This window comes from Runella sp. (assembly GCF_965279615.1).
GTDB lineage: Bacteria > Bacteroidota > Bacteroidia > Cytophagales > Spirosomataceae > Runella.
Map to the genome: position 1 here is coordinate 4979196 of NZ_OZ257252.1, position 23378 is coordinate 5002573.

Here is a 23378-nt window from a genome sequence, read left to right on the forward strand (position 1 = left end):
AATGCCTTCAGGGGCGATTGAAGGCATTTTTTGTGAATTTTATCGTGTATAATATGTCCGTTTACGGACAACCGTTGTCCTGCCGTGGACAGGAAATTTCAATAGAGTAGAAAGTGTAGAGGTTAATGTGTAAAGTACTCATTTTACTTTATCCTTTACACTTTCTACCCAACACTCTTTTTCAGTCTGTTTTCAAACTCTTGACCGGATTCATCAAAGCCGCTTTAATGGCCTGAAAGCTGACGGTCAAGAGTGTAATGATCAATGCCCCAATGCCTGCCACCGCAAAGATCCACCACGAAATTTCGGTGCGATAGGTATATTTCTGTAACCATTCCTGTAAGAAATAATAGGCAATAGGTGCTGCAATGACGCACGAGATCAGGACCAAAATGACAAAGTCTTTAGAAAGCATTTGCCATAGATTGGTCACCGAAGCACCCAGTACTTTGCGAATGCCGATTTCTTTGGTGCGTTGTTCGGCGATGAAAGAGGCCAAGCCGAAAATTCCTAAACAACTGATAAAGATAGCAAGAATGGCAAAGAAAGTTGCCAGTTTGCCGATACGCTCTTCGTTGTCGAATTTTTTGGCATATTCCTCATCCACAAATTGATACTCAAATGGTTGGGCAGGATTAAACTTTTTGAAAATCGTTTCTGCCTCGCTCAATGCTTTTCTCGCACTTGCCAAAGGATTGATTTTTACGATCATAACTCCTCCCGGCTCCGTAGCCAAATGATAAATAGAAGGCTTTACCTGTTGATAAGGAGATTGTATAATTAGGTCTTTCACCACGCCGATTACTTTGTTGGAAGTTCCATACCACTTAATGATTTCGCCTACCGGGTTCTTTAAGCCCATGAATTTTACCGCCGCTTCATTCAAAATCAACCCCGAAGAATCTGTGGAAAATTCCTTGGAGAAATCACGTCCTTCTTTAAACGACCAACCGATAGTTTTTCCATAGTCAAATGAAATAGAAATTGTCTGAAAATCGACGGATAAATTCGGGTCTTTGTCTTTCCATTCTATTGTGCTGGTGCTTGAATAATTCTCCGTTGGAGGGCTTCCCGCTTCGGCCATTTCTGAAATTGTTCCTGATTTGGTCAATTCTCTTTTTACGGCGTCAAAATGGGTATGAATTTCGGCTGTATACATTGGAAGCACAACTAAGCCGTTACTGTCATAACCCATAGGACGATTTTGCGCAAACTTAATTTGACGAAATACAATGATGGTACCGATGATCAGCGTTACCGAAACAGTAAATTGGATGGTGACCAACACCTTACGCGGTATCGATGCCCATTTCCCTACTTTGAAGGTACCTTTCAGGATTTTTATGGGCTGAAATGAAGATAAATAAAACGCCGGATAGCTTCCCGCCACCAATCCGCAAAGTAAACTGAAGCCTAAACCTGTCAGCCAAAACAAAGGGTTGCCCCACGGAATAGACATGCTTTTGTCGGCTACGCTGTTGAAAAAAGGCAGAATGAGTTGCGCTAAAAGCAAAGCGAAAACAAAGGAAAAGAACACCATTAAAAGGGATTCAAAAAAGAACTGGTAAACGATTTGGGCGCGAACCGAGCCTACGGCTTTGCGGATTCCCACTTCTTTGGCACGTTTTTCACTCCGAGCCGTACTCAAATTCATGAAATTAATGCAGGCCAACAGCAACACAAATACCCCACTAATGCCAAACAGCCACACATATTGGATTTTGCCGCCCACATTTACACCATTCTTAAAGTCAGAATACAAATGCCATTTGCTCATCGGATGCAGAAAAACCTCCGGTTTTTTCTTGGCCAATTCTTTACTGACTTTATTCAGCTTAGCGTCTTTGATTTTGTGAGAAACGGTGGCTACGTCAGCGTTTGGAATGAGTTGAGCATAAATATGAAACGCATTGGGTCGCCATGGGTTTTCCATTGTCCGTACCCATTCATTGTTATTGTAATATAATTGCCACGGAGCTATAAATGTTATGTCATGAAATTCAGAATTAGCAGGCAGATCTTCATACACTCCCGTTACTTTTACATCCGTTTGGTTATCCATTTTCATGATTTTATCCAGCGGATCGGCATCTCCGAAAAAGGTCTTGGCTACAGATGCAGAAAGTAGAATAGAGTTGGGGTTTTTGAGGCCGTTTCTCGTGCCTTTCAGCATTTTCAGTGTCAGCATTTCGGTGATTTGAGGTTCAAAATAGGACCCTTTCTTACTGAATTTCTTCTCACCATATGACAGAATACTGTATCCATCTTGTTCCACAGTCACGTATTTAAAGTCGCTGCCGTAGCTTTTGCGGAGTTCTTCGGCCAAAGGAAGTGGCGTATTGGGCCACGTTTGCACTTCGCCGTTGTTGGTTACGTGTTGCATAACCCGTACGATGCGGTCGTAATTTTGATGGTATTTGTTAAACGATACTTCGTCCCATATCCAAAGACCGATGAGTATCGCCACGGCCATACCGGCCGATAAACCGGCAATATTAATAAATGAATAAACCTTGTTTTTAACAAGATTTCGGAAGGCGATCTTAAAATAGTTGCGTATCATATCAGGGCTGAATGAATTAGGGGTTGGGAACTCAGATTTTTTACGTTTGAGGGCAAAAGGACGAATAAAACTCAGGACATTCCACACGTATTGCCGCCGGGCGATTTTCTCCCCAAAGAGTAATACATGTCGCTCAAAACGTTCGTGCAGATCGCCCTGAATCTCTTCCAATAAATGAGGCGCGCAAAAGAATTCCAGTAAGCGCTCGGCAAATTGAGGAGGTTTTTTCATAGTCAATTTTGCAACCGCATAGGCACATAGGACACATAGAGAAAAATGAATTATAGCATTGAGCGAAGCTCAACGGCTATGTGTCCTATGTGCCTATGTGGTTACTTATTCCGTTTTCAAGCTCTTCACCGGGTTCATCAATGCCGCTTTGATGGATTGGTAGCTGACGGTCAACAGCGTGATCATCAGAGCACCCACGCCGGCCATTGCAAAAATACACCACGAGATCTCGGTATGGTATTTATAATCCTGCAACCAGTCGTTCAAATAATAGTAGGCAATGGGCGTGGCAATGAAGCAGGAAATGATGACCAAAACGACAAAGTCTTTGGAAAGTAATCCCCACAAGTTGAATACCGAAGCACCCAAAACCTTACGAACGCCGATTTCTTTGGTGCGTTGTTCGGCCGTAAAGGAAGCTAGACCAAACAATCCCAAACAGGAAATGAGAATAGCCAGAATGGCAAATCCGCCTGCCAGTTTACCGATGCGTTCTTCCGAAACAAACTTTTTACCAAATTCTTCATTGACAAATTTGTACGTAAAGGGAGCCGATGGGATGATTTTTTTGTAGGTTGCCTCAATGGTAGCCATGGATTCGGTGGCGCTTTTGTTGGGATTCAATTTGAGTGTCATCCAATTGACATTTTCGTAATCCATGAGGTAAATCGTCTGTTTTACAGGCTCGTAAGGCGATTCCATGAGCATGTCTTTGATAACGCCCACAATGGTAAAATGTTCGGCATCTTTACCGCTTCCCCATTGTACCACCTTGCCGACAGGATCACTGATACCCATAAATTTAACCGCCGCTTCGTTGATGACGATGGCTGCTGTATCGGTCGAAAATTCCCTTGAAAAATCCCGCCCTTGCTTGAATTGCCAACCGACCGTTTTTCCAAAATCATGCGTGACCCAGATAGTAGCGAAGTCTGCTTGCAGGCTTGGGTCTTTTCCTTTCCAGCTAAAACCGCCATTATTAGACCAAACGCCCGTTAACGGACTGGAAGACTCGGCCATTTCGACAATCGCCCCTTTATTCTTAAGTTCTGTTCTCAATACGTCGTATTTACCATAAAACTCCGGTGACATCATCTGCATCATGATCAACCCGTCGTTAGTATAACCCATAGGTCGATTTTTAGAGTGTTGGATTTGCCGATAAACAATGATGGTGCCTGTAATCAACGTAACGGAAACGGTAAACTGAATTACGACCAACACTTTGCGCGGAACCGCCGCAAAACGCCCTGCTTTGAATGTGCCTTTTAAAACTCTAATGGGTTGAAAAGAAGAAAGATAGAGGGCAGGATAACTCCCTGCCAATAGACCGGTGATAAAAATAAACCCAAGACTGATGAGCCAGAAAACAGGTTCTGTCCAAGGAAAAACCATTTTCTTGTCGCTGACTTCGTTGAACCACGGCAATAAAGCCAAAATAAGCGCCACCGCTCCTATAAACGCAAACGTCACCACTAAAAAGGATTCACTGAAAAATTGATTGATCAACTGAGCACGGATCGAACCTACGGCTTTACGAATACCGACTTCTTTGGCGCGTTTTTCACTGCGAGCCGTACTTAAATTCATGAAATTGATACAGGCCAATAACAACACAAATGCGCCGACAATGGCAAACAGCCAAATGTATTGAATAAAACCACCCGTTTTAATGCCCTCTTCCCAATTAGACCGTAAATGCCAATCGCTCATCGGTTGGAGAAAAATTTCAGCTTTAAACTTCTTCTCTTCGGCGCTGACTTTGTCCAATTTGGCATTTTTGATTTTGGCGCTCACTTTATCCATGTTGGCATTATCAGCGATCTGAGCATACAGCTGAAATGAATTGTTATCCCATTGATTTTCATCGAGCGCTCGTTGTACCCATTTTTGAGTAGAAACGTACAACTTCCAGGGCGCAATAAAATTCAGCTCACGAAACTCCGTATTGAATGGCAGATCTTCGTAAACACCCGTTACTTTAACATTCTCTCTGTTGTCAATTTTCATGAGTTTGCCCATCGGGTCTACATTTCCGAAAAGTGCTTTAGCGGTAGATTCGGAAAGCAAAATAGAATTGAGTTCGTTCAAGCCTTCGTGAGTTCCTTTCAGCATTTTCAGCGACAACATCTTAGGAATAGCTGCATCCATGTAATTGCCCGGGCGCGTGATTTTTGTCTCTCCATACGTCAAAATACGGTCTCCCTGCCAAGTAGCCATGGCCAAATGCTTGAAATCGCTGCCGTATTTGGTGCGGAGTTCGGCCACCAACGGCATGGGAATAGAGCGTTCGGTACCTTTGTGTCCGTTGAAGGTTTGATGCTGCATCACCTGCGCAAGGCGGTCGTAGTTTTGGTGGTATTTGTCGTACGACAATTCATCGTAGATCCACAGACCAATAAGCATTGCTACGGCCATTCCTACGGCCAAGCCACCGATGTTGATGAAAGAGTACACCTTGTTTTTGGCAAGGTTGCGCAGGGCGATTTTGAAATAATTACGTAGCATAGTGGGGCTGTATAAAAAGGTGGTTGGGTACGGACTTGGTTTACGTTTAAGGGCAAAGGGGCGAATAAAACTCAGGACATTCCACACATATTGTCGTCGCGCTATTTTTACCCCAAAAAGCACCGCTTGTCGCTTGAATCGCTCATACAGATCTCCCTGCACTTCTTCCAATAAGTGAGGAGCGCAGAAAAATTCCAGCAACTTGTCGGCCCAGCGGGGCGGGTGTAGCTTTTTCATAAGTCAATTTTGCAACCACATAGGTACATAGAGCACATAGAAAAAATGCTGAACGAAGCTCAGACCTATGTGTCCTATGTGCCTATGTGGTTGCATTTATTCCGTTTTCAATGTCGTTACCGGATTTAATAAAGCGGCTTTTATGGTTTGGTAACTTACCGTAAATAAGGATATTGCAAAAATGGCTATTCCCGCAAAAATGAAATTTTCCCAACCGACATCCGTGCGATATACAAAGCCTTCCAACCATTTGCTCATGGCATAATAGGACAACGGTGAAGCAATGATAAGGGCGATCAAAACGGGTTTCAGAAACTCTTTGGTGAGTAAAGCAGTGATACTCACCACGCTTGCTCCCAGTACTTTGCGGACACCGATCTCTTTGGTACGTTGTTGGGCGGTGAACATGGCCAACCCAAAAAGTCCCAAACAACTGATCAAAATGGCGATGAACGTGAAAGAGTTGATGATCTTGCGAAGTGTTTTTTCTTCTACGTATTGTTTCTGAATATCCTCATCCAAAAATGAATACTGGAAAGGAGTTTCGGGAATGAGCTTTTTCCAGATTTTTTCGGCATTGGCAAACAAGCCTGCATAATCATTGGTTTGCGCTTCGAGAATCATGTAATCCGGTTGAGACATATAATGAGTCATTACAGGCACAATTTCATCTTTCAGCGAATTATTGATGTAGTCTTTATGAATTCCAATAATTGTATACGTCCTGATGTCATTTCCGGTACCGGTAAAAACTTGGGTTCCCACTGCTGTTTCGACCGCTAATTTTAAATCTTTTACGCTTTTTTCGCTCAAAATCACTTGTCGGTTGGTATCGGCCGGTGTGAAATTCCTTCCGGCAATGAGTTTGATTCCGAGTGTTTTGAAAAAACCTTCGTCTGCAAAATTATTCTTGATCAACATGCCTTTGTCCATGCTGCCGCCTGACTTAAAAACCAGCATATCTTCAAAAAATTGGGCAGAAGGATAATACCGCGCTCCGCCTACGCTTTTGATCTGATTTTGGGCCAGTAATTCATTTTTCAACGCCGTAAATTGGCTTTTGGCGTTTTCATTAGACAGAGATACAACGATCTTTTGTTTTTGGTCAAAACCCAGATCTTTGTTTTGCATGTAATCCAACTGCTTTGAAATGACCAAAACACCGATGATAAGCACAATGGCAATCGAAAACTGAAAAACGACCAAGCCTTTGCGAAGAAAAACGGACGCAGGATTGAATTTGAACGTGCCTTTCAGGACACTTACCGGCTTGAAACTTGATAAATAGAGGGCGGGATAAATGCCGGCCAGCAAACCGGTCGATAAAGCCACGAGCACCGTAATCAATAAAATATCAAGATTTTGGGTAATGTTGAGTTCTAAGGTGCTGTCGGTAAGTGAATTGAGGAAAGGCAAAAGAATTTTGACAATAGGCAAAGCCAAAAAGATCGAAATAAAGGCAATAAGCATTGACTCGCCCAAAAACTGCCCGATCAGCACCGACCGAAACGCTCCAACTGCTTTTCTGACCCCGACTTCTTTGGCGCGACGCACCGAGCGAGCCGTAGTAAGATTTACAAAATTGATACAGGCAATTAGCTGAATAAAGGCCGCAATGGTCAGTAAAATATACAAAAATGAGATGTCAGAAACCTTATCGGCTTGGTTGGCAATGCCTTTTGAATGCAAATGAATATCGGTGATCTTTTGAAGGGAGACCTTTTTGTTCATCCCCAATTCTGCCAATCTTTTTTCGCCGTAGCGCTTCAACAATGCGGGCATTTTTGCGTTCAAACTTTCAGGATTCGCATTTGGTTTGAGCTTTACATAGGCATAAATAAAATTATTGCCGCCCCATTCGGTGTTGTTGCGGGCAAATTCTCCGAAGCCTCCGCTGTTCAAATTCACCAAAAAGCCGGGGCGAAGGTGCGACTTACCGAAGTTTTCATCATAAACCCCTGTAACGGTGTAGGTTGTGGTGTTTACGTTATTACCTACTTTGATACGTTTATTAATGGCCTTTTCATTGCCAAACAGCTTTTTGGCAACTGTTGCCGAAAGTACCACCGTATAAGGCGCATCCAGGGAGTGTTCCGGTGAACCCTCTACGAAACGGTAATTGAACACGTTGAAAAAAGTAGAATCCACCAAATAGCCTTTGTCTTCAGTGAAGGTTTCGGTTTTTCCTTCTACTCCCAAAACGTTATTTTTTGTCGTAAAAAAACTAAGCACTCTGGTATACTCCATGACTTCGGGGAAATCCTTTTTCATGGTTGGCGCAATGATGGGTGAACTGGTGCCGCTGTTAAAGATCGGCTGGTCACCACTCTTGAACTCAATATTGGTTTGAAGCCGATAGATATTTTCGGCGTTTTTGTGATGAATGTCGTAGCCAAATTGGTCTTTTACATACACCAAAATATACAAACAACACACCGTCCCGACCGTCAGGCCGAGAATGTTGAGCGAACTGAACATCTTGTGGCGAACAAGATTGCGAAAGGCGATTTTTAAATAGTTAAGTAGCATAGTGGGGCTGTATAAAAAGGTTGTTGGATACGAAACGGTGCGGCGAACCGCTTTTTTACGTTTGAGGGCAAAAGGACGAATAAAGCTCAGGACATTCCATGCGTATTGGCGGCGGGCTATTTTTACTCCAAAAAGCAACGACTGTCGCTCGAATCGCTCATACAGATCTCCCTGTACTTCCTCTAATAGGTGAGGAGCGCAGAAAAATTTCAGCAACTTGTCGGCCCAGCGGGGCGGTTGAATCGGTTTCATAGCTCACTTTTGCCGGTTTGCACTTATAGACCAAAAGCGGGTAACGCTTGGGGCGAAATAGAATCCCACAAACGGTTGCGCTGTTCTCTGACTTCCTGTAGTGTTCGGCTGCCGAGGGCTGTTACGCTGAAAAGCCGCTTGCGGCGTCCGCCGCGTTCGGCGGTGGCATCGCCCATGTGAGAAGAAAGCATTCCTTTTTCTTCCATGCGATGCAAAGCAGCGTGTACGGCACTGATACTCACTGCCCGTCCCGTCTGACGATCCAATTCGTCGGTGATCGCAACTCCGTAAGCACCTTGGCCAAGTACGGCAACGGTTAAGAGTACAAGTTCTTCAAATTCGCCTAAGTACGTCCGTTTCATAAAAAGAGATATAATTAACTTTTGTAGAACAAATACTTTGCCGGCACCCTAAAAGTGCCTTTTTGAGTAAATTAACCTATTTTAGAAGCTATAGATTGTCCGAAATCGTACACTTTATGTCCGGAACTGAACAGAGATAAAAGCATTTTGAAGTGCCGGAATGATATTTTAATGGCTAATGCTAACTATTACCGGACTAAATGTATAGCGATAAGAAAACGATTATGACAACGCAAACCCATTGGTAAAATGGCCGATAGACACACCCCCGAACAGCGCAGCTACAATATGTCACAGGTGCGGAACAAGAATACCAAACCCGAACTGATGGTGCGAAAGTTTCTGTTTTCGCACGGTTTCCGTTACCGCCTGCACGATAAAAAATTGCCCGGTAAACCCGATGTCGTTCTGCCTAAATACAAAACCGCGATTTTTGTCCACGGTTGTTTCTTTCACGGACATGAAGGATGCCGCTACGCTACTATACCCCAAACCCGTACGGAATGGTGGGAAGAAAAGATAAGTGGCAATCGCCGACGTGATATTGAAAACAGGACTAAACTTCTGGCCGCCGGTTGGGAAGTTATTACTGTCTATGAATGCGAACTTAAACCCGCAAAACGGGAAGAAACGCTTTCGAACTTAGTACGAACCTTGCAGACAAATTCCGAAAATGCCGTAGATAAATGACCTGTTATTGCACCATTTTGCCTTTCAGGTATTTTATGATCAGCCTCAGTGTATCAATCGACCGAATTTGTGCCGATGTAGGATATTACAAAAAATTAATATTGCCTTTTCCCTTTTTCAATCAAGGGTTATTGTACCGGACATTTTTTCGAAACTGCTTCAACGTTGCCCGGCGGTTATATAACTATTTTTATATCATTCATAACAATTGACTGGATATAAACCAAAAAAGTATTTAATGATAAAATAGGGTATTTTTAGTGTATGTTAATTCCTGCTAAACATTGAGATAGCCTATGTTATTTAATCATTATTTTTTTGCGTTTTAAATTTTTTTTTCATCGTTAAATTTAGGAACTTACCTGTGTGTTTTTTGGACGCCGATCAAATGCCGCTAATTTTGGGCGATCTTAAAAAGGTATAAAAATAGTATTTATCCAAGTAGTACATCTGACGGCTATAGCAGTAGTACGGTTGCAGTATCGACAAAATTCGATAACAGGGAAGCCATAACTTGCGATGACGATTTTTATTAATAAAACTTGTCCATTTTCTAACCCCCCTTTTCCTCAACACGTTTAACTGAAACTCAACGCTCAATTCAGTCGTCCTGTCGCTGATTGCGGCACTCGGCACTATTCCCGCACTATTTGCTCGCACTACGTTACCATCGTTACAGACCACGGTGGGTTTGCCTTTACCTATTTCTCTCTCTAATTCTAACACAAAACAAATGCGAAAACAACTATTTCCCTGCACTTTGGTGAAAAGCAGGAGTCGGTTCGTGCTGTTGACCGGTTCAATGCTTTCCCTCGCTATGTTAACCGGCTCCGGAATTTTGGGAGCTTATGCCTCAACTCCGCCAATTCACAAAGGGCATCTTCAGGTTACTGCCCGGGAGGTTACCGGTACTGTAACAGACGAAAGCGGGGCCTCTCTCCCCGGCGTCAACGTGATTGAAAAAGGTACTACCAATGGAACACTCACCGATGCGGAAGGAAAATTCCGCCTGCAGGTACAGAGTGAAAAATCAGTCCTTTCCATTTCCTCGATCGGTTATATTTCTCAAGATATAGAAGTTGGATCCAAAAAGTCTATATCCATTAAATTGGCGACGGATACTAAAATATTGAATGAAGTAATCGTTACGGCGCTTGGCGTTAAGCGTGAGGAAAGATCGTTGGGATATGCCGTCCAAAAGGTGGCAGGGCCTTCCGTGCAAACCGTTAAGGGGGTAAGTGTGGGTACATCACTTACCGGCAAAGTAGCGGGCTTGTGGGTACGCAACAGTACCGAATTTAACCAGATGCCAACCCTGACGTTGCGCGGTGAAACTCCGTTATTGGTTATTGACGGGGTTCCTTATAATAACATTTCGCTCAACAACATAGCACAAGATGACATCGAAAGTATCGACGTACTGAAAGGACCCACCGCTTCGGCTTTGTACGGTTCACGCGGAGGTAGCGGAGCTGTTATCGTTACTACCAAAAAAGGAAGCAGCAGCAAGGGGCTGACGGTGACCGTTAATACCAACAACATGGCCAATGCAGGTTTCCTGATGCTTCCGGAAGTGCAGCATGGTTATAGTGTCGGTATGGGTGGTGTATACGACCCAACCGATTATGTGTGGGGCCAAAAGTTGGACGCGGGTATCATGGCCAATCAGTGGAATCCCATTACGAAACAAATGGAAATGCAGGAGCTTACCTCAAGAGGAAAGGATAACTTCAGAGATTTTCTGGTTCCGGGAGTGATATCCAACAACAGTATCAGCGTTGCTCAAACCGGTGAAAATGGTAGTTTCCGGGCTTCTGTGACCCATATTTACAACAAAGGACAGTATCCGAACCTGAAATCCAATGCACTCAATTTCACACTCAGCGGTGAAATGAAAGTAGGTGAGCGCTTCAAACTATCCAGCCAAATGGGTTATAATAAGCGCAGTGCGCCGCAAATAACCGGTGCCGGCTACAGCGATCAGGGATATATCTATAATATCTTGGTTTGGATGGGTCCCGAGTACCGATTGTCCGATTACAAAGATAATTACTGGTTGATCCCTGATGTGCAGCAAAACTGGCATTACAAGGCTTGGTACGATAACCCATACCTTATTGCGAACGAAAAACTGTGGGGTGTTTATGAAAACAAATATAACGCCAACCTTACGGCTACGTATAAACTTTTTGAAGGAGCAAACCTGATCGTTCGTCCCGGCTTTGACATGTACAGCAACGACGAAACCAAACGTAACCCGCCAAACATTCTCTCAAATCGTGGTTGGGATACCCCCGGTTTGTATTCTATCAACAAAAGTACCGGTTGGAGTTTTAACGGCGACGCTTTGATCACCTACAACAAAACCATCGGTGATCTGGGAATCGACGCATTGGCCGGAGGGGCGATCTATGCCTTGAGCAACAACAACCTGTACAGCTCTACGCGGAGCGGAATTTTGATTCCCGGTTATTACTCGCTCAACAATTCCGTTGAAAGACCCAATGTGACAGTAGGAGCCAGTGCAAAGCAGGTGAACAGTGTCTACGGAAAATTGACGCTTTCTTACAAAAATATGCTGTTTTTGGATGCCACGGGCAGAAATGACTGGAGCTCAACCATGCCCAAAAACTCGCGCTCTTACTTCTATCCATCGTTGGGAGGAAGCTTCGTGGTCAGTGAATTGTTTACGAGTCTGCCTTCCTGGCTTGATTTCTGGAAGTTGCGCGGATCTTGGACGCTCTCTAAGTCGGATTTAGGTATCTATGCCACCAATCAGACGTACAGCACTACCATCGGCGCCTTTAATTCATTCAACTCGGCCGCTTATCCTACTACAATTCGTAACGCCGAAAACATCCTTCCTGAAACCAACAGAACCTGGGAGATCGGAACGGCGGCTTACTTCCTGAAAAAACGATTGAAACTGGACATTGCTTACTTTAATAAGTACAACTACAACCGCCAAACCAACGCCAACATTTCTTCTGCCTCAGGATTTGTCAATACACTGATCAACTGGGACGAAACGCTTGTACGACGCGGACTTGAAGTTAGCCTGGATGCTACGATTCTCAAAAAGAATGACTGGCAGTGGGATGCGATTGCAAACTACTCATTTAACCACCGATACTATAAGGATATCGCTGCAAACTCCGCAAAAAATACGTGGACAACCCCCGGCGGCCGTGTAGATACCTACACTGACCGTATCTGGCTGACCGACCCCGACGGCAACCTGATCCACCGTGCAAACGGCTTGCCGCTGCTCAGCGATTACAGCTACCTGCGGGGTTATAGCGACCCAACATTCCTTTGGGGCTTTGCCAATACGATCAAGTATAAGCAATTTAATCTGATGGTCAATTTCGACGGACGTGTGGGTGGCTACCTGAACAACTACTCATCTTATAAAATGTGGGATACCGGTTCGCACCCGGATTCGGATAATCAATGGAGATATGATGAGGTCGTAAACAAAAACAAGTCTTTCGTTGGGAAAGGAGTAATTGTTACGTCAGGAACGGTAACATTCGACAGTTATGGTAACATCACCGCCGATACCCGGAAATACGCACCTAATGAGGCCAAAGTATCTTATCAGGATTATTCACGTTCCTACGGCGATGGAACCCGGGGAGTTACCAATGCTACTTTCCTCAAATTGAGAGAAGTTTCATTGGGGTATAACCTACCGGCATCCATTGCGAAGCTTATCGGAGCTCGTTCAGGTTCCATTTCAGTGACCGGTCAAAACGTTTGGATGTGGACCAAAGCTTTCCGCTTTGCTGACCCTGATAAGGCTGATGATACGCAGCTTACCTCTCCGTCGGTTCGCTACATGGGCGGTAACATTACGTTGACGTTCTAAGCACACAGGTTTGATCGATATACTACCATCATATCTAAAAGTATTATTTATGAACTCAAGTTGGAAAAAATATTTACTTCTTGTATTGACCGGTCTCACGTTGGGCAGTTGCTCAAATTTTGAGGAGATCAATACCAATCCGAATGCAGCGACCAAAGCGTCGGCTTCCATGCTGGCCACTACGCTGATTCTCGATATTTCGAAAAATGCTCTCGGAAGCATTTCACCGATGATGAACGATAAGTCCATTATCCGGATGGAATTTCCCGAAAACGCGCAGTACAATTACCTCGGAAGAACAAGCTTCGACGGGCTTACGGTACTGAACAATATAGAAAAGATGGTCGCCCTGTCTCCGGAAGGCGCGTATAAGAATTCGTATACCGCATTGGGTAAATTCGTCAAGGCGTATAAGTTCTTCTGGCTATCAATGCAGTTGGGTGACATCCCCTATACTCAAGCATTGTTGGGCGAAAAAGGAACACTTAATCCGGCTTACTCACCTCAAAAAGAGGTAATGGTGGGTGTACTGAACGACCTCGAAGAAGCCGACAAACTTTTTGCTGCCGGTATCAAGTTCGACGGTGATCCTATCTACGGTGGAGACATTACAAAATGGAGAAAATTTGTAAATACGTTTGAACTTCAGGTTCTTCTTCATTTGTACCGTAAAACCGCAGATACCGACCTGAAAGTAAAGGAGCGGTTCAGCGCCATTGTGACCGGCAAACCGATCTTCGACAGCAATAGTGACAACTTCCAAGTAGTCTATTCAGACCTTGCCGGACAGCGTTATCCATTCTATAAATTGGGAAATACAACCCGTATCTATACTATGGTGAGCAATGTTGTAGTCGATAAACTGAAAGCATTGGACGATTATCGTTTGTTCTACTATGCCGACCCTTCACCCATCAGAACAGCCAAGGGAGCTGCGGTAGACAGTTGGGATGCGTATGCCGGATACGATCCTTCTATGGTGTATGCGGATCTGACCGTTATTTATGCGGGAAAAGATTATTCGAATGTAAACAGCCGTTATTTGGAATTGGCTAATGCCGAGCCTGTTTATGTACTTAGCTATGCAATGTCGAGATTTATGTTGGCTGAAGCATCCGTTCGCGGTTGGATTACGGGTGCTGCAAGTACCTACTACTCAGACGGTATCAGAGCAAGCATGAAGTTCACAGCCGGCAATACGCCCGACAATGTGCTTTTCCACCATAACCGGAAATTGACGGACAGTTATATCGAAACGTACATCGCTTCTGATAAAGTAAAATTGAAAACAACGCAAAGTGTGGCCGTACAATTGGAGCAGATCATCAATCAACGCTACCTAAGTACATTCATGTTGCACGCTCCGTATGATGCCTTTTTTGAGAACCGCCGTACAGGTTTTCCCGTTTTTCCGATCAACCCTAAATCGAACCTGAACGTGCCTTCCGATAAATTCCCTATCCGTTGGATTTATCCTCAAAAGGAACTCGATTATAACACGGAAAACGTGAATAATGCCATCAAGTCCCAATACAGCGGCAATGATGACTATAATCAAACAATGTGGATTCTTCAATAGTGAAGGGAAGTATTCTTAGTCAGTAAAAACAAAAACGGTCCCGAAATGCTTCGGGACCGTTTTTGTTTTCTGAGTGAAGTGCCTGAGCACAAACCGGATTAGCTTTTGTTAACGGTCGGAGGGGACGCCGGTCGGGTTGTGAGCAACCCTCCACACGGGGAAATTTTCTCTGTGCCAAGGGTTGCTCACAACCCGACCGTAAAATCTGAAAATTTTGCCTGACTATTTAAAATGAGCTATTTCTTTTTTGTAGGCAGTTCCAACTCTTTTTCAATTCCATCTACAATTTTTTGCCTTTCCTGCGCTGACTTGTTGGCTGCATTGAGGGTACGTTCATACAGAATTTCTTCGCCGTTTTTCATATAACGATAGCGTACAAACATCTGCCCCGATTCCGGACTGTATTTTACTTCTTTGACAAAAGGTTGATCGCCACCGATTATTTCGGTTTGATTGTGACCGCTTTTAGAAGAAATTGTCGGCCTGTCAGAAGACGATTCGAGGGTCAATTCAGTGGGTGGTACCGGTGGAACGGGCGGTATTGGAGGAGTTGGTGGTATTGGAGGAGTTGGTGGTGTTGGAGGAGTTGGTGGAATGGGTGGTTTTGGCGCTTCGAGCCCCAATGAATCAAGAATATGGGTACGAAGCTCATTACGTTCTGTTTTGCTCATATGTGCTACATCGTACGTACGGTCAAAATCAATAGCGCGCCCGTCAATGGTGCCGTGGATGCTGATTGACATCTTTTTGCCGTTGTCGTTGGTGCTGCTGCTGATAGAGCGATGTTGCGCCATTGCCAATGTGCCGGCAAGACTGAGACTGAGAAGTGCGATTGTTTTCATTGTTGGGATGGTCTGTTAAATTTATAATGAATGATAGAACGCTGATTTTTATAAAGGTCTTAAAAATCAGTGTTCTATGGTTAAATGCTATTCTGTTTTTAATGATCTTATCGGATTCATCAACGATGCTCTAATAGCCTGATAGCTCACTGTCATCAAAGCGATGGCTACAGCCGCAACGGCCGCAATGGCAAAATACCACCACTCAATCTCAATGCGATATGCGTATTTGTCAAGCCAATTTTTAAGGAAATACCACGCCACCGGAAACGCAATAAGCGTAGCGATAAGTACCAATTTAATGAAATCCAACGACAGCATTCCTACCAAATTGGTCACACTTGCTCCCAACACTTTTCGGACGCCGATTTCTTTGGTACGTTGTTCAGCGGTAAATGCTGCCAATCCAAATAATCCAAGACACGAGATAAAGATGGCCAAAAACGCAAAGAAGTTAGACAGCTTGTTGACCACATTTTCGCTTTTATACTGATTGGCGTATTCCTGATCGGCAAACAGGTATTTGAATGGAAAATTAGGATTGAATTTCTTAAATATTTTTTCGGTATTGGCGATGGCTTGAGGAGTTTTGCCGCCTTCGGCACGAATAATGACGACGCCCCAGTTGTTCGTTTTGGGCTGCAAACGCAGGATCAACGGTTCAATGGCCGAGTGGAGCGTGTTATAATGGAAGTCTTTCATCAAACCCACAATGGTGCCCTTTCGTCCCCACATGGTCATTTCTTTGCCAACGGGATCTTTGTAACCCATCTTCTTGGCGCTGGCCTCGTTGATGATGTAATTGGTGGTGTCGGTTCCGTATTGTTCGCTGAAATCACGTCCGTCGAGGAGTTTGATGCCCATCGTTTTGATGTAATCGTAGGTGATGGCATTGTTGGCAAATAACATTAGCTGGGTCGTATCTTTTCCCGGCCAACGAACTCCTTGGGTAGAAGAACCCACTTCCAACGGACTGGATTGTGAATTTGTAACCGATTTGATGCCGGGTTGGTGTTGCAACTCTTGTTTAAACGAAGCGAACGTTTTTTGCAGATCGCCTTCAAGCGGCATATAGAGCAGGTTCTCACGGTCAAAACCCGCATTTTTGGTTTGGATATAGTTGATCTGTTGGTGAACGATGATCATTCCCACGATCAGCGTAATTGATAACGCAAACTGAAATACCACCAGCCCTTTCCGAAAATACGTAGCGCTTGGCTTGAATTTCAACGCTCCTTTGAGTACCACTACCGGATTAAGCGACGACATGAACAAAGCCGGATAGCTACCGGCCACCAAACCCGTTGCCAACGTCAAACCAAGCAAAACCAATAGGAAAGTTGGGTCGGAAAAGTTGAGCGTAAGCTCTTTCTCGGTTAACAGGTTAAATGTTGGCAAGAGTAAAAATACCAACAAAATGGAAAACAGCAGTGAACAGAAGGCGATCAGAATAGCTTCTCCCATAAATTGCCCGATCAAAATGCCTTTGACCGCCCCGATCACTTTCCGAACACCTACTTCTTTGGCGCGTTTTACGGAACGGGCCGTGGCCAGATTCATAAAATTGATGCAGGCAATGATCAGGATCACAATGGCGATGATGGAGAAGATACGAACGTAATCAATTCTGCCGCCGTTTTGTTTGCCCGAATCCCAGTTGGAATACAGGTACGATTCCGGATATGATTGCAAAAACAGTTCGACATTACTGTCTTTATTTTTGGTCTTAATGTAGCCTTTGATCTTGGCATTTACCTTTGCCAACGAAGCATTTTTGGAAAGCATTACGTAGCAACGCGGCCCGTTATTGCCCCATTCTTTGGCCCAGGGGCTGTTTTTGAGCCAACGGTCGTAACTCATCAAAAAGTCAAACTTCAACGACGAATTTTGAGGAATGTCCTGCAAAACTCCCGTTACCATCATATCATCCTTACCGTCTATTCGGATAGACTTGCCCAGTGGATTTTGGTTGGGGAAATACTTTTGAGCCAACTTTTTGGAGATAACCAATCCTTCAGGCCGTTTTAAGGCAGTGCGAGCATCGCCTTTTTCCAATTTGAAACTGAACATGTTCAGAAAATCTCCCTGAGCATATCGTCCCTTTTCCTTATCAAAAGTATTGCCAACGGTAAAAAGCGGTTCCTCTTCCCACAGCATTTGACTGGCTTTTTCGATCTCAGGAATGTCTTTGACGATATTATCGGCCAAAATTCCCGGCGTAGAAGCGTACGTTTCAATTTTGCCGGAATAAAATTGATTTTCCATTACGCGGTAAAGACGCGGGCCGTTTTCATGAAAAGCATCCATGGCGGCTTCATCCTGAACCCAGAGCATGATTATCAGGCTACAAGCCATTCCCAAGGCCAGACCCATGATGTTGATGAAGCTGTAAACTTTGTTTTTCCACAGATTGCGGAAAGCGATAGTGAGGTAATTGCTTAACATGGCTGTACGAATTTTTGGGCATAGCGAAAAAGGCAGAGGAACGTTGCCCTATGCCTTTACGCTTACCGGTTTAATGTTGAATATACTTATACGCGCATTTTCTCAGTCACTACCTTACCATCAAAAAGGTTGATAATTCGGTGAGCAAATCCTGCGTCGTAAGGGGAGTGAGTTACCATGATAATGCTGGTACCTTCGTCGTTGAGTTGAGAGAGGAGCTTCATTACTTCTTCTCCGTTGGCGGAGTCCAAGTTACCTGTAGGCTCATCCGCAAGGATCAGTTTTGGTTTTGCAACTACGGCGCGGGCAATAGCGGTACGCTGCTGCTGTCCACCCGAAAGTTGTTGAGGGAAGTGATTGCGACGGTGCATGATGTTCATGCGGGTCAATACAGTCTCTACCATTTCTTTGCGTTGATCGGCAGGGACTTTGAGGTAAAGCAAAGGAAGTTCAACGTTTTCATAAACGGTGAGTTCGTCGATGAGGTTAAAGCTCTGAAACACAAATCCGATGTTTCCTTTGCGTAATTGCGCCCGTTGACGTTCCGATAATTTAGCCACCTCGGTACCGTGAAAATCGTAGCTGCCTTCGCTGGGGTTGTCCAAGAGTCCCAGGATATTCAGCAACGTAGATTTGCCGCATCCGGAAGGCCCCATGATGGCAACAAACTCGCCGTCTTTTACTTCCAAATCAATTCCGTTCAAGGCTGTTGTTTCAACTTCTTCAGTAGTGAAGATCTTTTGGAGGTTAGCAGTTTTTATCATTGTTAAGTCAAAATTATGGATTCTAAAGATGGACTGTATGTAATTTGCTGTAGGTATAATGCAATAGACACAAGCAGGGTAAAGTATGTTGCGTCTATTGCATTTTATTATTTTAACTCAAGCACTTCTTTGTCTCCGAAGTTTGCGTAGCTGCTGGTAATTACCTTTTCACCCGTTTGCAGACCTTCCAATACTTCGTAATATTCAGGGTTTTTACGACCCAACGTTATGTTACGTTTGATGGCTCTTTTACCGCTGTTATCCAGCACATATACCCAGTTGCCGCCCGTATCGGAGAAAAATCCACCGACCGGCAAGAGCACTGCTTTCTCGGCTTTCCCTAATTCTAAGCGAATTGGAGTTGACTGTCCGCGTTTGATTCCATCGGGAGTGCCTTTAGGAAAGCTCATGTCTACTTCAAAACGACCGTTTTTTACTTCCGGATAAATGCGGGTAATAGTCAATGGATTGTCTTTTCCGTTGAATTCAAAGCTACCGCCCAGGCCTACAAATATCCGTGATACGTAGTGTTCGTCAATCGCTACACGCATTTTGAAACCGTTAAGGTCGTCTATCTGCCCGATGTTTTGGCCTTGGCTGATGTTAGATCCTACCTCTACATCAATGGATGAAAGCAAGCCGCCAACCGGCGCTTTAACGACCAGGTTATCAAGCGTCTGACGCCACAGATCTACGTTGCGTTGCGTGCGTACAAGCGTTCCTTCAAGTTGGGTAATCTGCATTTTGGCGTTTTCTTCCTGATAGTTTTGCGACTCGGTTTCGATTGCTTTTTGTTTTACCAAAACTTCATAATCACGTTTTGACTTCAGGAAATCAGATTCGGGAACAACTTTATCTTTGTATAATTTTTGATTCCTTTCGTACAGATCCTTGGCTTGGTCAATCTTAAATTCCAGATCGTTGAGGGTTCTTTGCACATTAAAGCGGGCAACTTTCAATTGCTGACGCGTATTTTGCAGGTCGTTCACCAATCGGCTGGCTTCCGTTTCTGATTGAAGGAAGTTGAGCTTAAGGTTTTGGTTTTCCAATTTCAAGAGCACTTGACCTTGCTTGACCATGCTGCCGCCTTCTACGATCTTTTCCCGCACATATCCCCCAACGATGGCATCCAAACGTATGATCTTAAGCGGTTGCACAACGCCGGTTACTACGATAAATTCGTCGAAAGAGCCTGTCGAAACAGCAGATACTGTGAGTTTTTCAGCCTCTACATTCAGTTTGGAGCGTTTATCGGAGAAAAATAACTGATAGACGATAAAAGCGATCAAAGCCCCGCCTCCTGCGAAAATGGCTAAGCGTTGGGCATTCCAAAATTTCTTTTTACGTACGCGGTCCATTGTACCATGAGCGTTATTGGTTTGACCGATAATTGGATTCTTAACTTCCATTGTTTTTTATACTAATTGATGAATTACTGGTTTGGGGTAGCAGTAAGGAATTGACATTTGTCAGACCCCTTACTGCTTCAATTTTTTTATGGCTGTATGTGTCTGTTCAGTATTCTGCCAATACCCGTGCCGGAAACGTAAGTTATTGGTTATGAATGGATTGGTATTGTGAATCAATTTTAAAATTGTCCGAAAACGGACATGGGTTGTACGGCTTTGGACAAGAATAAAAAGAGGGCTTTATCTTACTGGTTGATAATGAGGTATTTTGTATTTTGGCACTCTTATTGGGTAAATTTAGATAGACCGTCAAAAGAGTTGTATTTTGCCAAAATTACTAATTCCCTCATTTACAAATATTTCAAATGCTCACAGCCAAAGTATTAATTGTTGACGATGATGTCGACGTTTTGAGTGCCGCTAAGTTGCTTCTAAAACGACATTTCAGTCAAGTGGATATTGAAAAAAATCCTCAACGTATTCCCTTTTTGGTTACCAACGGCAGCTACGATGCCATCCTGTTGGATATGAACTTTACCCGCGATGTCATCAGCGGAAAAGAAGGCTTCGATTGGCTTGATCGTGTCTTAGACATTGATCCACTGGCGGTTGTAGTGCTTTTTACCGCCTTTGGCGACGTCGAAATGGCCGTACGTGCCATGAAAGCAGGTGCGATGGACTTTGTGCTGAAACCGTGGGAAAACGACAAATTGCTGGCAACCATGCAGGCGGCAGTGCACAAAAGAGAAGCCAATAAAGCCAATGCAGGTGTCAGTGTAGCTGCTCAGGCCAGTAAACCCGTGCCCGGCCGCATCCTGCCGCAAGCCAATTTTGTGGCTTCCAGTGCCATCATGCAACAATTGTACGCCACCGCAGAACGAGTAGCGGTGACGGACGCAACGGTGTTGGTTTTGGGAGAAAATGGAACGGGAAAAAGCGATCTGGCTCAACTTATTCACCAAAAATCCAATCGTATTGATAAACCTTTTGTCATTGTAGATTTGGGAGCAATCCCCGAAAGTTTGTTTGAAAGTGAACTGTTTGGTCACGTCAAAGGAGCTTTTACCGATGCCAAAGAAGATCGGGCAGGACGATTTGAGGAAGCACACGGAGGTACGTTGTTTTTGGATGAAATCGGCAATTTGTCGCTGCCCATGCAGGCCAAACTCCTGACGGTGCTGCAAAACAGAACCGTTACACGGGTAGGTTCCAATAAACCAAAACAGGTTGATGTACGCATCATTTGTGCCACCAATCAGCCCATTGGTCAAATGGTGGCCGACCGTACTTTCCGTCAGGATTTACTGTATCGTATCAATACGATTGAGTTACGCATTCCGCCTTTGCGGGAGCGCCCCGAAGATATTGTGCCGTTGGCAGAGCTTTTCCTGAAACAATACCGCCATCAGTACAAGCGCGTTGTGACTACGCTCAGTGCGGCGTTGGTCAAACAGTTGCAGCGGTATCACTGGCCGGGCAATGTACGGGAATTGCGCAGTGCGGTAGAACGTGCCGTTATTTTGACCCATCAAAACACGTTACAGCCCGAAGATTTCTTCCAAAATGCCTTTACGGAAACCTCGCAGTTTACCGAAACGTATCAATTGGAAGAAATGGAAAAACAATTGATCGTAAAAGCAATGAAAAAATACAACGGCAATATCACTGAAGTAGCCAAAGAATTGGGGCTTTCGCGGCAGGCATTGTACCGTAGAATGGAAAAATACGGGTTATGAAACACTTCTCAATCGGCATTTTGTGGCGTGTTTTTTTACTGACCCTAAGTCTATGCGCATTGCTCTACTTTGTCCCCGATGAACAGTGGGTCTTATCGGCGTTGACGGCTTTTGTGAGCGCCATTTCGGTGTTTCAGTTGTATTATTATGCCACGAGCACTAACCGAAAATTGGCGCGATTCTTCGAGTCTGTTCGCTATTCGGATTTTGCCGTAAAGTTTCGCTCTGATGATAAAATGGGCGAGAGTTTTCGCGAGATCAATCAGCAATTTAATGAAGTCTTGGAGGCGTTTCGCATAGCCCGGGCAGAAAAAGAAGCGAATCTTCAGTATCTCAATACCATTGTGCAACACATCAGCACGGGATTGATCAGTTTTGGCAGCGATGGACGGGTAGAACTCGTCAACAGCGCAGCGCTCAAAATGTTAGGTATTTATCGATTGCGCCAACTGGATGATTTACGAGAGCCTCACCCTCAGCTCTTTACGTTGATCGCTACGCTTCGTACGGGAGTGCGCCAATTGTACCAAACTTCCGATGACGAATCATTGTCGGTGCAGGCAACGCAGATTCAACTGCGCGGTAAGGTATTACGCATTTTGGTGCTTCAAAATATTCAATCTGAACTTCAACAGAAAGAGATCGAAGCTTGGCAGAACCTTACGCGCGTATTGCGACACGAGATCATGAACTCGCTCACGCCGATATTATCGTTGGTAGGAACCATGAAAGAGATCGTACAACTGGACATTGCGCCCGTTGCGCCTGACAATGAAGGTGTTCAGGATTTGAAGGAGGCACTCCAGACGTTGGAAAAACGCAGCGCGGGTATCATCCAATTTGTGAATGCCTACCGCGATTTTACCACGTTGCCCAAACCTACGTTTGTAGAGATCCCGGCGCGCGAATTGCTCAGCGGAGTACTTCAATTATTTCAGAAAAGTTTGCAGGAGGCTTTTGTTAAAACAACGTTGACCATTGTCCCTGAAACACTTGTCATTACAGCAGATGCGGACCAGATCGAGCAGGTACTTATCAACCTTATCAAGAATGCCATTGAGGCCTTGCAGGGCCATCCGAATGCAACGTTAACAATTCGAGCTTACTCCGATATGAATCAGCGTGTTTATATCGAAATAGCAGATAATGGTCTTGGCATTGAACCCGAAGCGTTGGAGCGGATCTTTATCCCTTTTTATACCACCAAAAAAACAGGTTCCGGGATTGGATTAAGTCTTTCGCGCCAAATTATGCAACAGCACGGTGGTCAGCTTAGTGTTACGTCGGAAGTAGGAAAAGGAACAACCTTTGTGATCATATTGTAGAGCCGCAAAATTTTGCGGCTCTCTATTTACAATGA

Annotated in this window: 13 protein-coding genes; 5 read left to right on the plus strand and 8 right to left on the minus strand. The window is 44.3% G+C overall.

Going from position 1 to position 23378, the window contains the following annotated elements; translation table 11 throughout:
* Positions 1-181: 181 nt before the first annotated feature.
* From ACQY73_RS21025 to ACQY73_RS21040, 4 genes are all read right to left on the minus strand, one after another.
* Positions 182-2794, minus strand: a complete 2613-nt coding sequence (locus ACQY73_RS21025; RefSeq protein WP_428654593.1) for an ABC transporter permease — start codon at positions 2792-2794, stop codon at positions 182-184.
* Positions 2795-2899: 105 nt separating this feature from the next.
* Positions 2900-5539 (minus strand): ABC transporter permease, encoded by a 2640-nt coding sequence (locus ACQY73_RS21030; RefSeq protein WP_428654595.1) that lies wholly within the window; start codon positions 5537-5539, stop codon positions 2900-2902.
* Between the two features lie 96 nt (positions 5540-5635).
* Positions 5636-8320, minus strand: a complete 2685-nt coding sequence (locus ACQY73_RS21035) for an ABC transporter permease (RefSeq protein ID WP_428654597.1) — start codon at positions 8318-8320, stop codon at positions 5636-5638.
* A 23-nt stretch (positions 8321-8343) separates the two neighbouring features.
* Positions 8344-8682: a PadR family transcriptional regulator gene (locus ACQY73_RS21040; RefSeq protein WP_428654599.1), complete on the minus strand. Its 339-nt coding sequence runs from the start codon at positions 8680-8682 to the stop codon at positions 8344-8346.
* A gap of 249 nt (positions 8683-8931) precedes the next feature.
* On the opposite strand from ACQY73_RS21040, the gene ACQY73_RS21045 reads away from it, so the two are divergent.
* The 3 genes from ACQY73_RS21045 (at position 8932) to ACQY73_RS21055 (ending at position 14822) form a co-directional block, all read left to right on the plus strand.
* Entirely contained in the window at positions 8932-9372 is a 441-nt protein-coding gene (locus ACQY73_RS21045) for a very short patch repair endonuclease (protein WP_428654601.1), read from the plus strand.
* A 733-nt stretch (positions 9373-10105) separates the two neighbouring features.
* Positions 10106-13243 carry a SusC/RagA family TonB-linked outer membrane protein gene (locus ACQY73_RS21050; protein WP_428654603.1) on the plus strand — a complete coding sequence of 1046 codons (3138 nt, stop codon included), beginning with the start codon at positions 10106-10108 and terminating at the stop codon, positions 13241-13243.
* 49 nt (positions 13244-13292) lie between these two features.
* Positions 13293-14822, plus strand: coding sequence for a SusD/RagB family nutrient-binding outer membrane lipoprotein (locus ACQY73_RS21055; RefSeq protein ID WP_428654605.1), 1530 nt, complete (start codon positions 13293-13295; stop codon positions 14820-14822).
* Positions 14823-15058: 236 nt separating this feature from the next.
* On the opposite strand, the gene ACQY73_RS21060 is transcribed toward ACQY73_RS21055, so the two are convergent.
* From ACQY73_RS21060 to ACQY73_RS21075, 4 genes are all read right to left on the minus strand, one after another.
* Positions 15059-15664: a hypothetical protein gene (locus ACQY73_RS21060; protein WP_428654607.1), complete on the minus strand. Its 606-nt coding sequence runs from the start codon at positions 15662-15664 to the stop codon at positions 15059-15061.
* Between the two features lie 87 nt (positions 15665-15751).
* Complete coding sequence (locus tag ACQY73_RS21065) at positions 15752-18109, minus strand: ABC transporter permease (RefSeq protein WP_428654609.1); 2358 nt, start codon at positions 18107-18109, stop codon at positions 15752-15754.
* Positions 18110-18195: 86 nt separating this feature from the next.
* A complete protein-coding gene (locus tag ACQY73_RS21070; RefSeq protein ID WP_428654611.1) occupies positions 18196-18873 on the minus strand; it encodes an ABC transporter ATP-binding protein in 678 nt (225 codons plus the stop codon).
* 107 nt (positions 18874-18980) lie between these two features.
* Entirely contained in the window at positions 18981-20231 is a 1251-nt protein-coding gene (locus ACQY73_RS21075; RefSeq protein WP_428668515.1) for an efflux RND transporter periplasmic adaptor subunit, read from the minus strand.
* Between the two features lie 416 nt (positions 20232-20647).
* Between ACQY73_RS21075 and ACQY73_RS21080 the strand changes: the two genes are divergently transcribed.
* Together ACQY73_RS21080 and ACQY73_RS21085 are read left to right on the plus strand one after the other, a co-directional pair.
* Positions 20648-22018: a sigma-54-dependent transcriptional regulator gene (locus tag ACQY73_RS21080; RefSeq protein WP_428654613.1), complete on the plus strand. Its 1371-nt coding sequence runs from the start codon at positions 20648-20650 to the stop codon at positions 22016-22018.
* On the plus strand, positions 22015-23343 hold the full coding sequence (locus tag ACQY73_RS21085) for a sensor histidine kinase (RefSeq protein WP_428654616.1): 1329 nt from the start codon (positions 22015-22017) through the stop codon (positions 23341-23343). The genes ACQY73_RS21080 and ACQY73_RS21085 overlap by 4 nt, the downstream gene beginning before the upstream one ends.
* The last annotated feature ends 35 nt before the right edge of the window (positions 23344-23378 follow it).

Coding starts and splice junctions, on each gene's coding strand:
- ACQY73_RS21085 (WP_428654616.1), top strand. CDS start 22,015: ATGAAACACTTCTCAATCGGCATTTTGTGGCGTGTTTTTTTACTGACC.
- ACQY73_RS21075 (WP_428668515.1), bottom strand. CDS start 20,231: ATGGACCGCGTACGTAAAAAGAAATTTTGGAATGCCCAACGCTTAGCC.
- ACQY73_RS21035 (WP_428654597.1), bottom strand. CDS start 8,320: ATGAAACCGATTCAACCGCCCCGCTGGGCCGACAAGTTGCTGAAATTT.
- ACQY73_RS21045 (WP_428654601.1), top strand. CDS start 8,932: ATGGCCGATAGACACACCCCCGAACAGCGCAGCTACAATATGTCACAG.
- ACQY73_RS21050 (WP_428654603.1), top strand. CDS start 10,106: ATGCGAAAACAACTATTTCCCTGCACTTTGGTGAAAAGCAGGAGTCGG.
- ACQY73_RS21080 (WP_428654613.1), top strand. CDS start 20,648: ATGCTCACAGCCAAAGTATTAATTGTTGACGATGATGTCGACGTTTTG.
- ACQY73_RS21065 (WP_428654609.1), bottom strand. CDS start 18,109: ATGTTAAGCAATTACCTCACTATCGCTTTCCGCAATCTGTGGAAAAAC.
- ACQY73_RS21060 (WP_428654607.1), bottom strand. CDS start 15,664: ATGAAAACAATCGCACTTCTCAGTCTCAGTCTTGCCGGCACATTGGCA.
- ACQY73_RS21030 (WP_428654595.1), bottom strand. CDS start 5,539: ATGAAAAAGCTACACCCGCCCCGCTGGGCCGACAAGTTGCTGGAATTT.
- ACQY73_RS21040 (WP_428654599.1), bottom strand. CDS start 8,682: ATGAAACGGACGTACTTAGGCGAATTTGAAGAACTTGTACTCTTAACC.
- ACQY73_RS21070 (WP_428654611.1), bottom strand. CDS start 18,873: ATGATAAAAACTGCTAACCTCCAAAAGATCTTCACTACTGAAGAAGTT.
- ACQY73_RS21055 (WP_428654605.1), top strand. CDS start 13,293: ATGAACTCAAGTTGGAAAAAATATTTACTTCTTGTATTGACCGGTCTC.
- ACQY73_RS21025 (WP_428654593.1), bottom strand. CDS start 2,794: ATGAAAAAACCTCCTCAATTTGCCGAGCGCTTACTGGAATTCTTTTGC.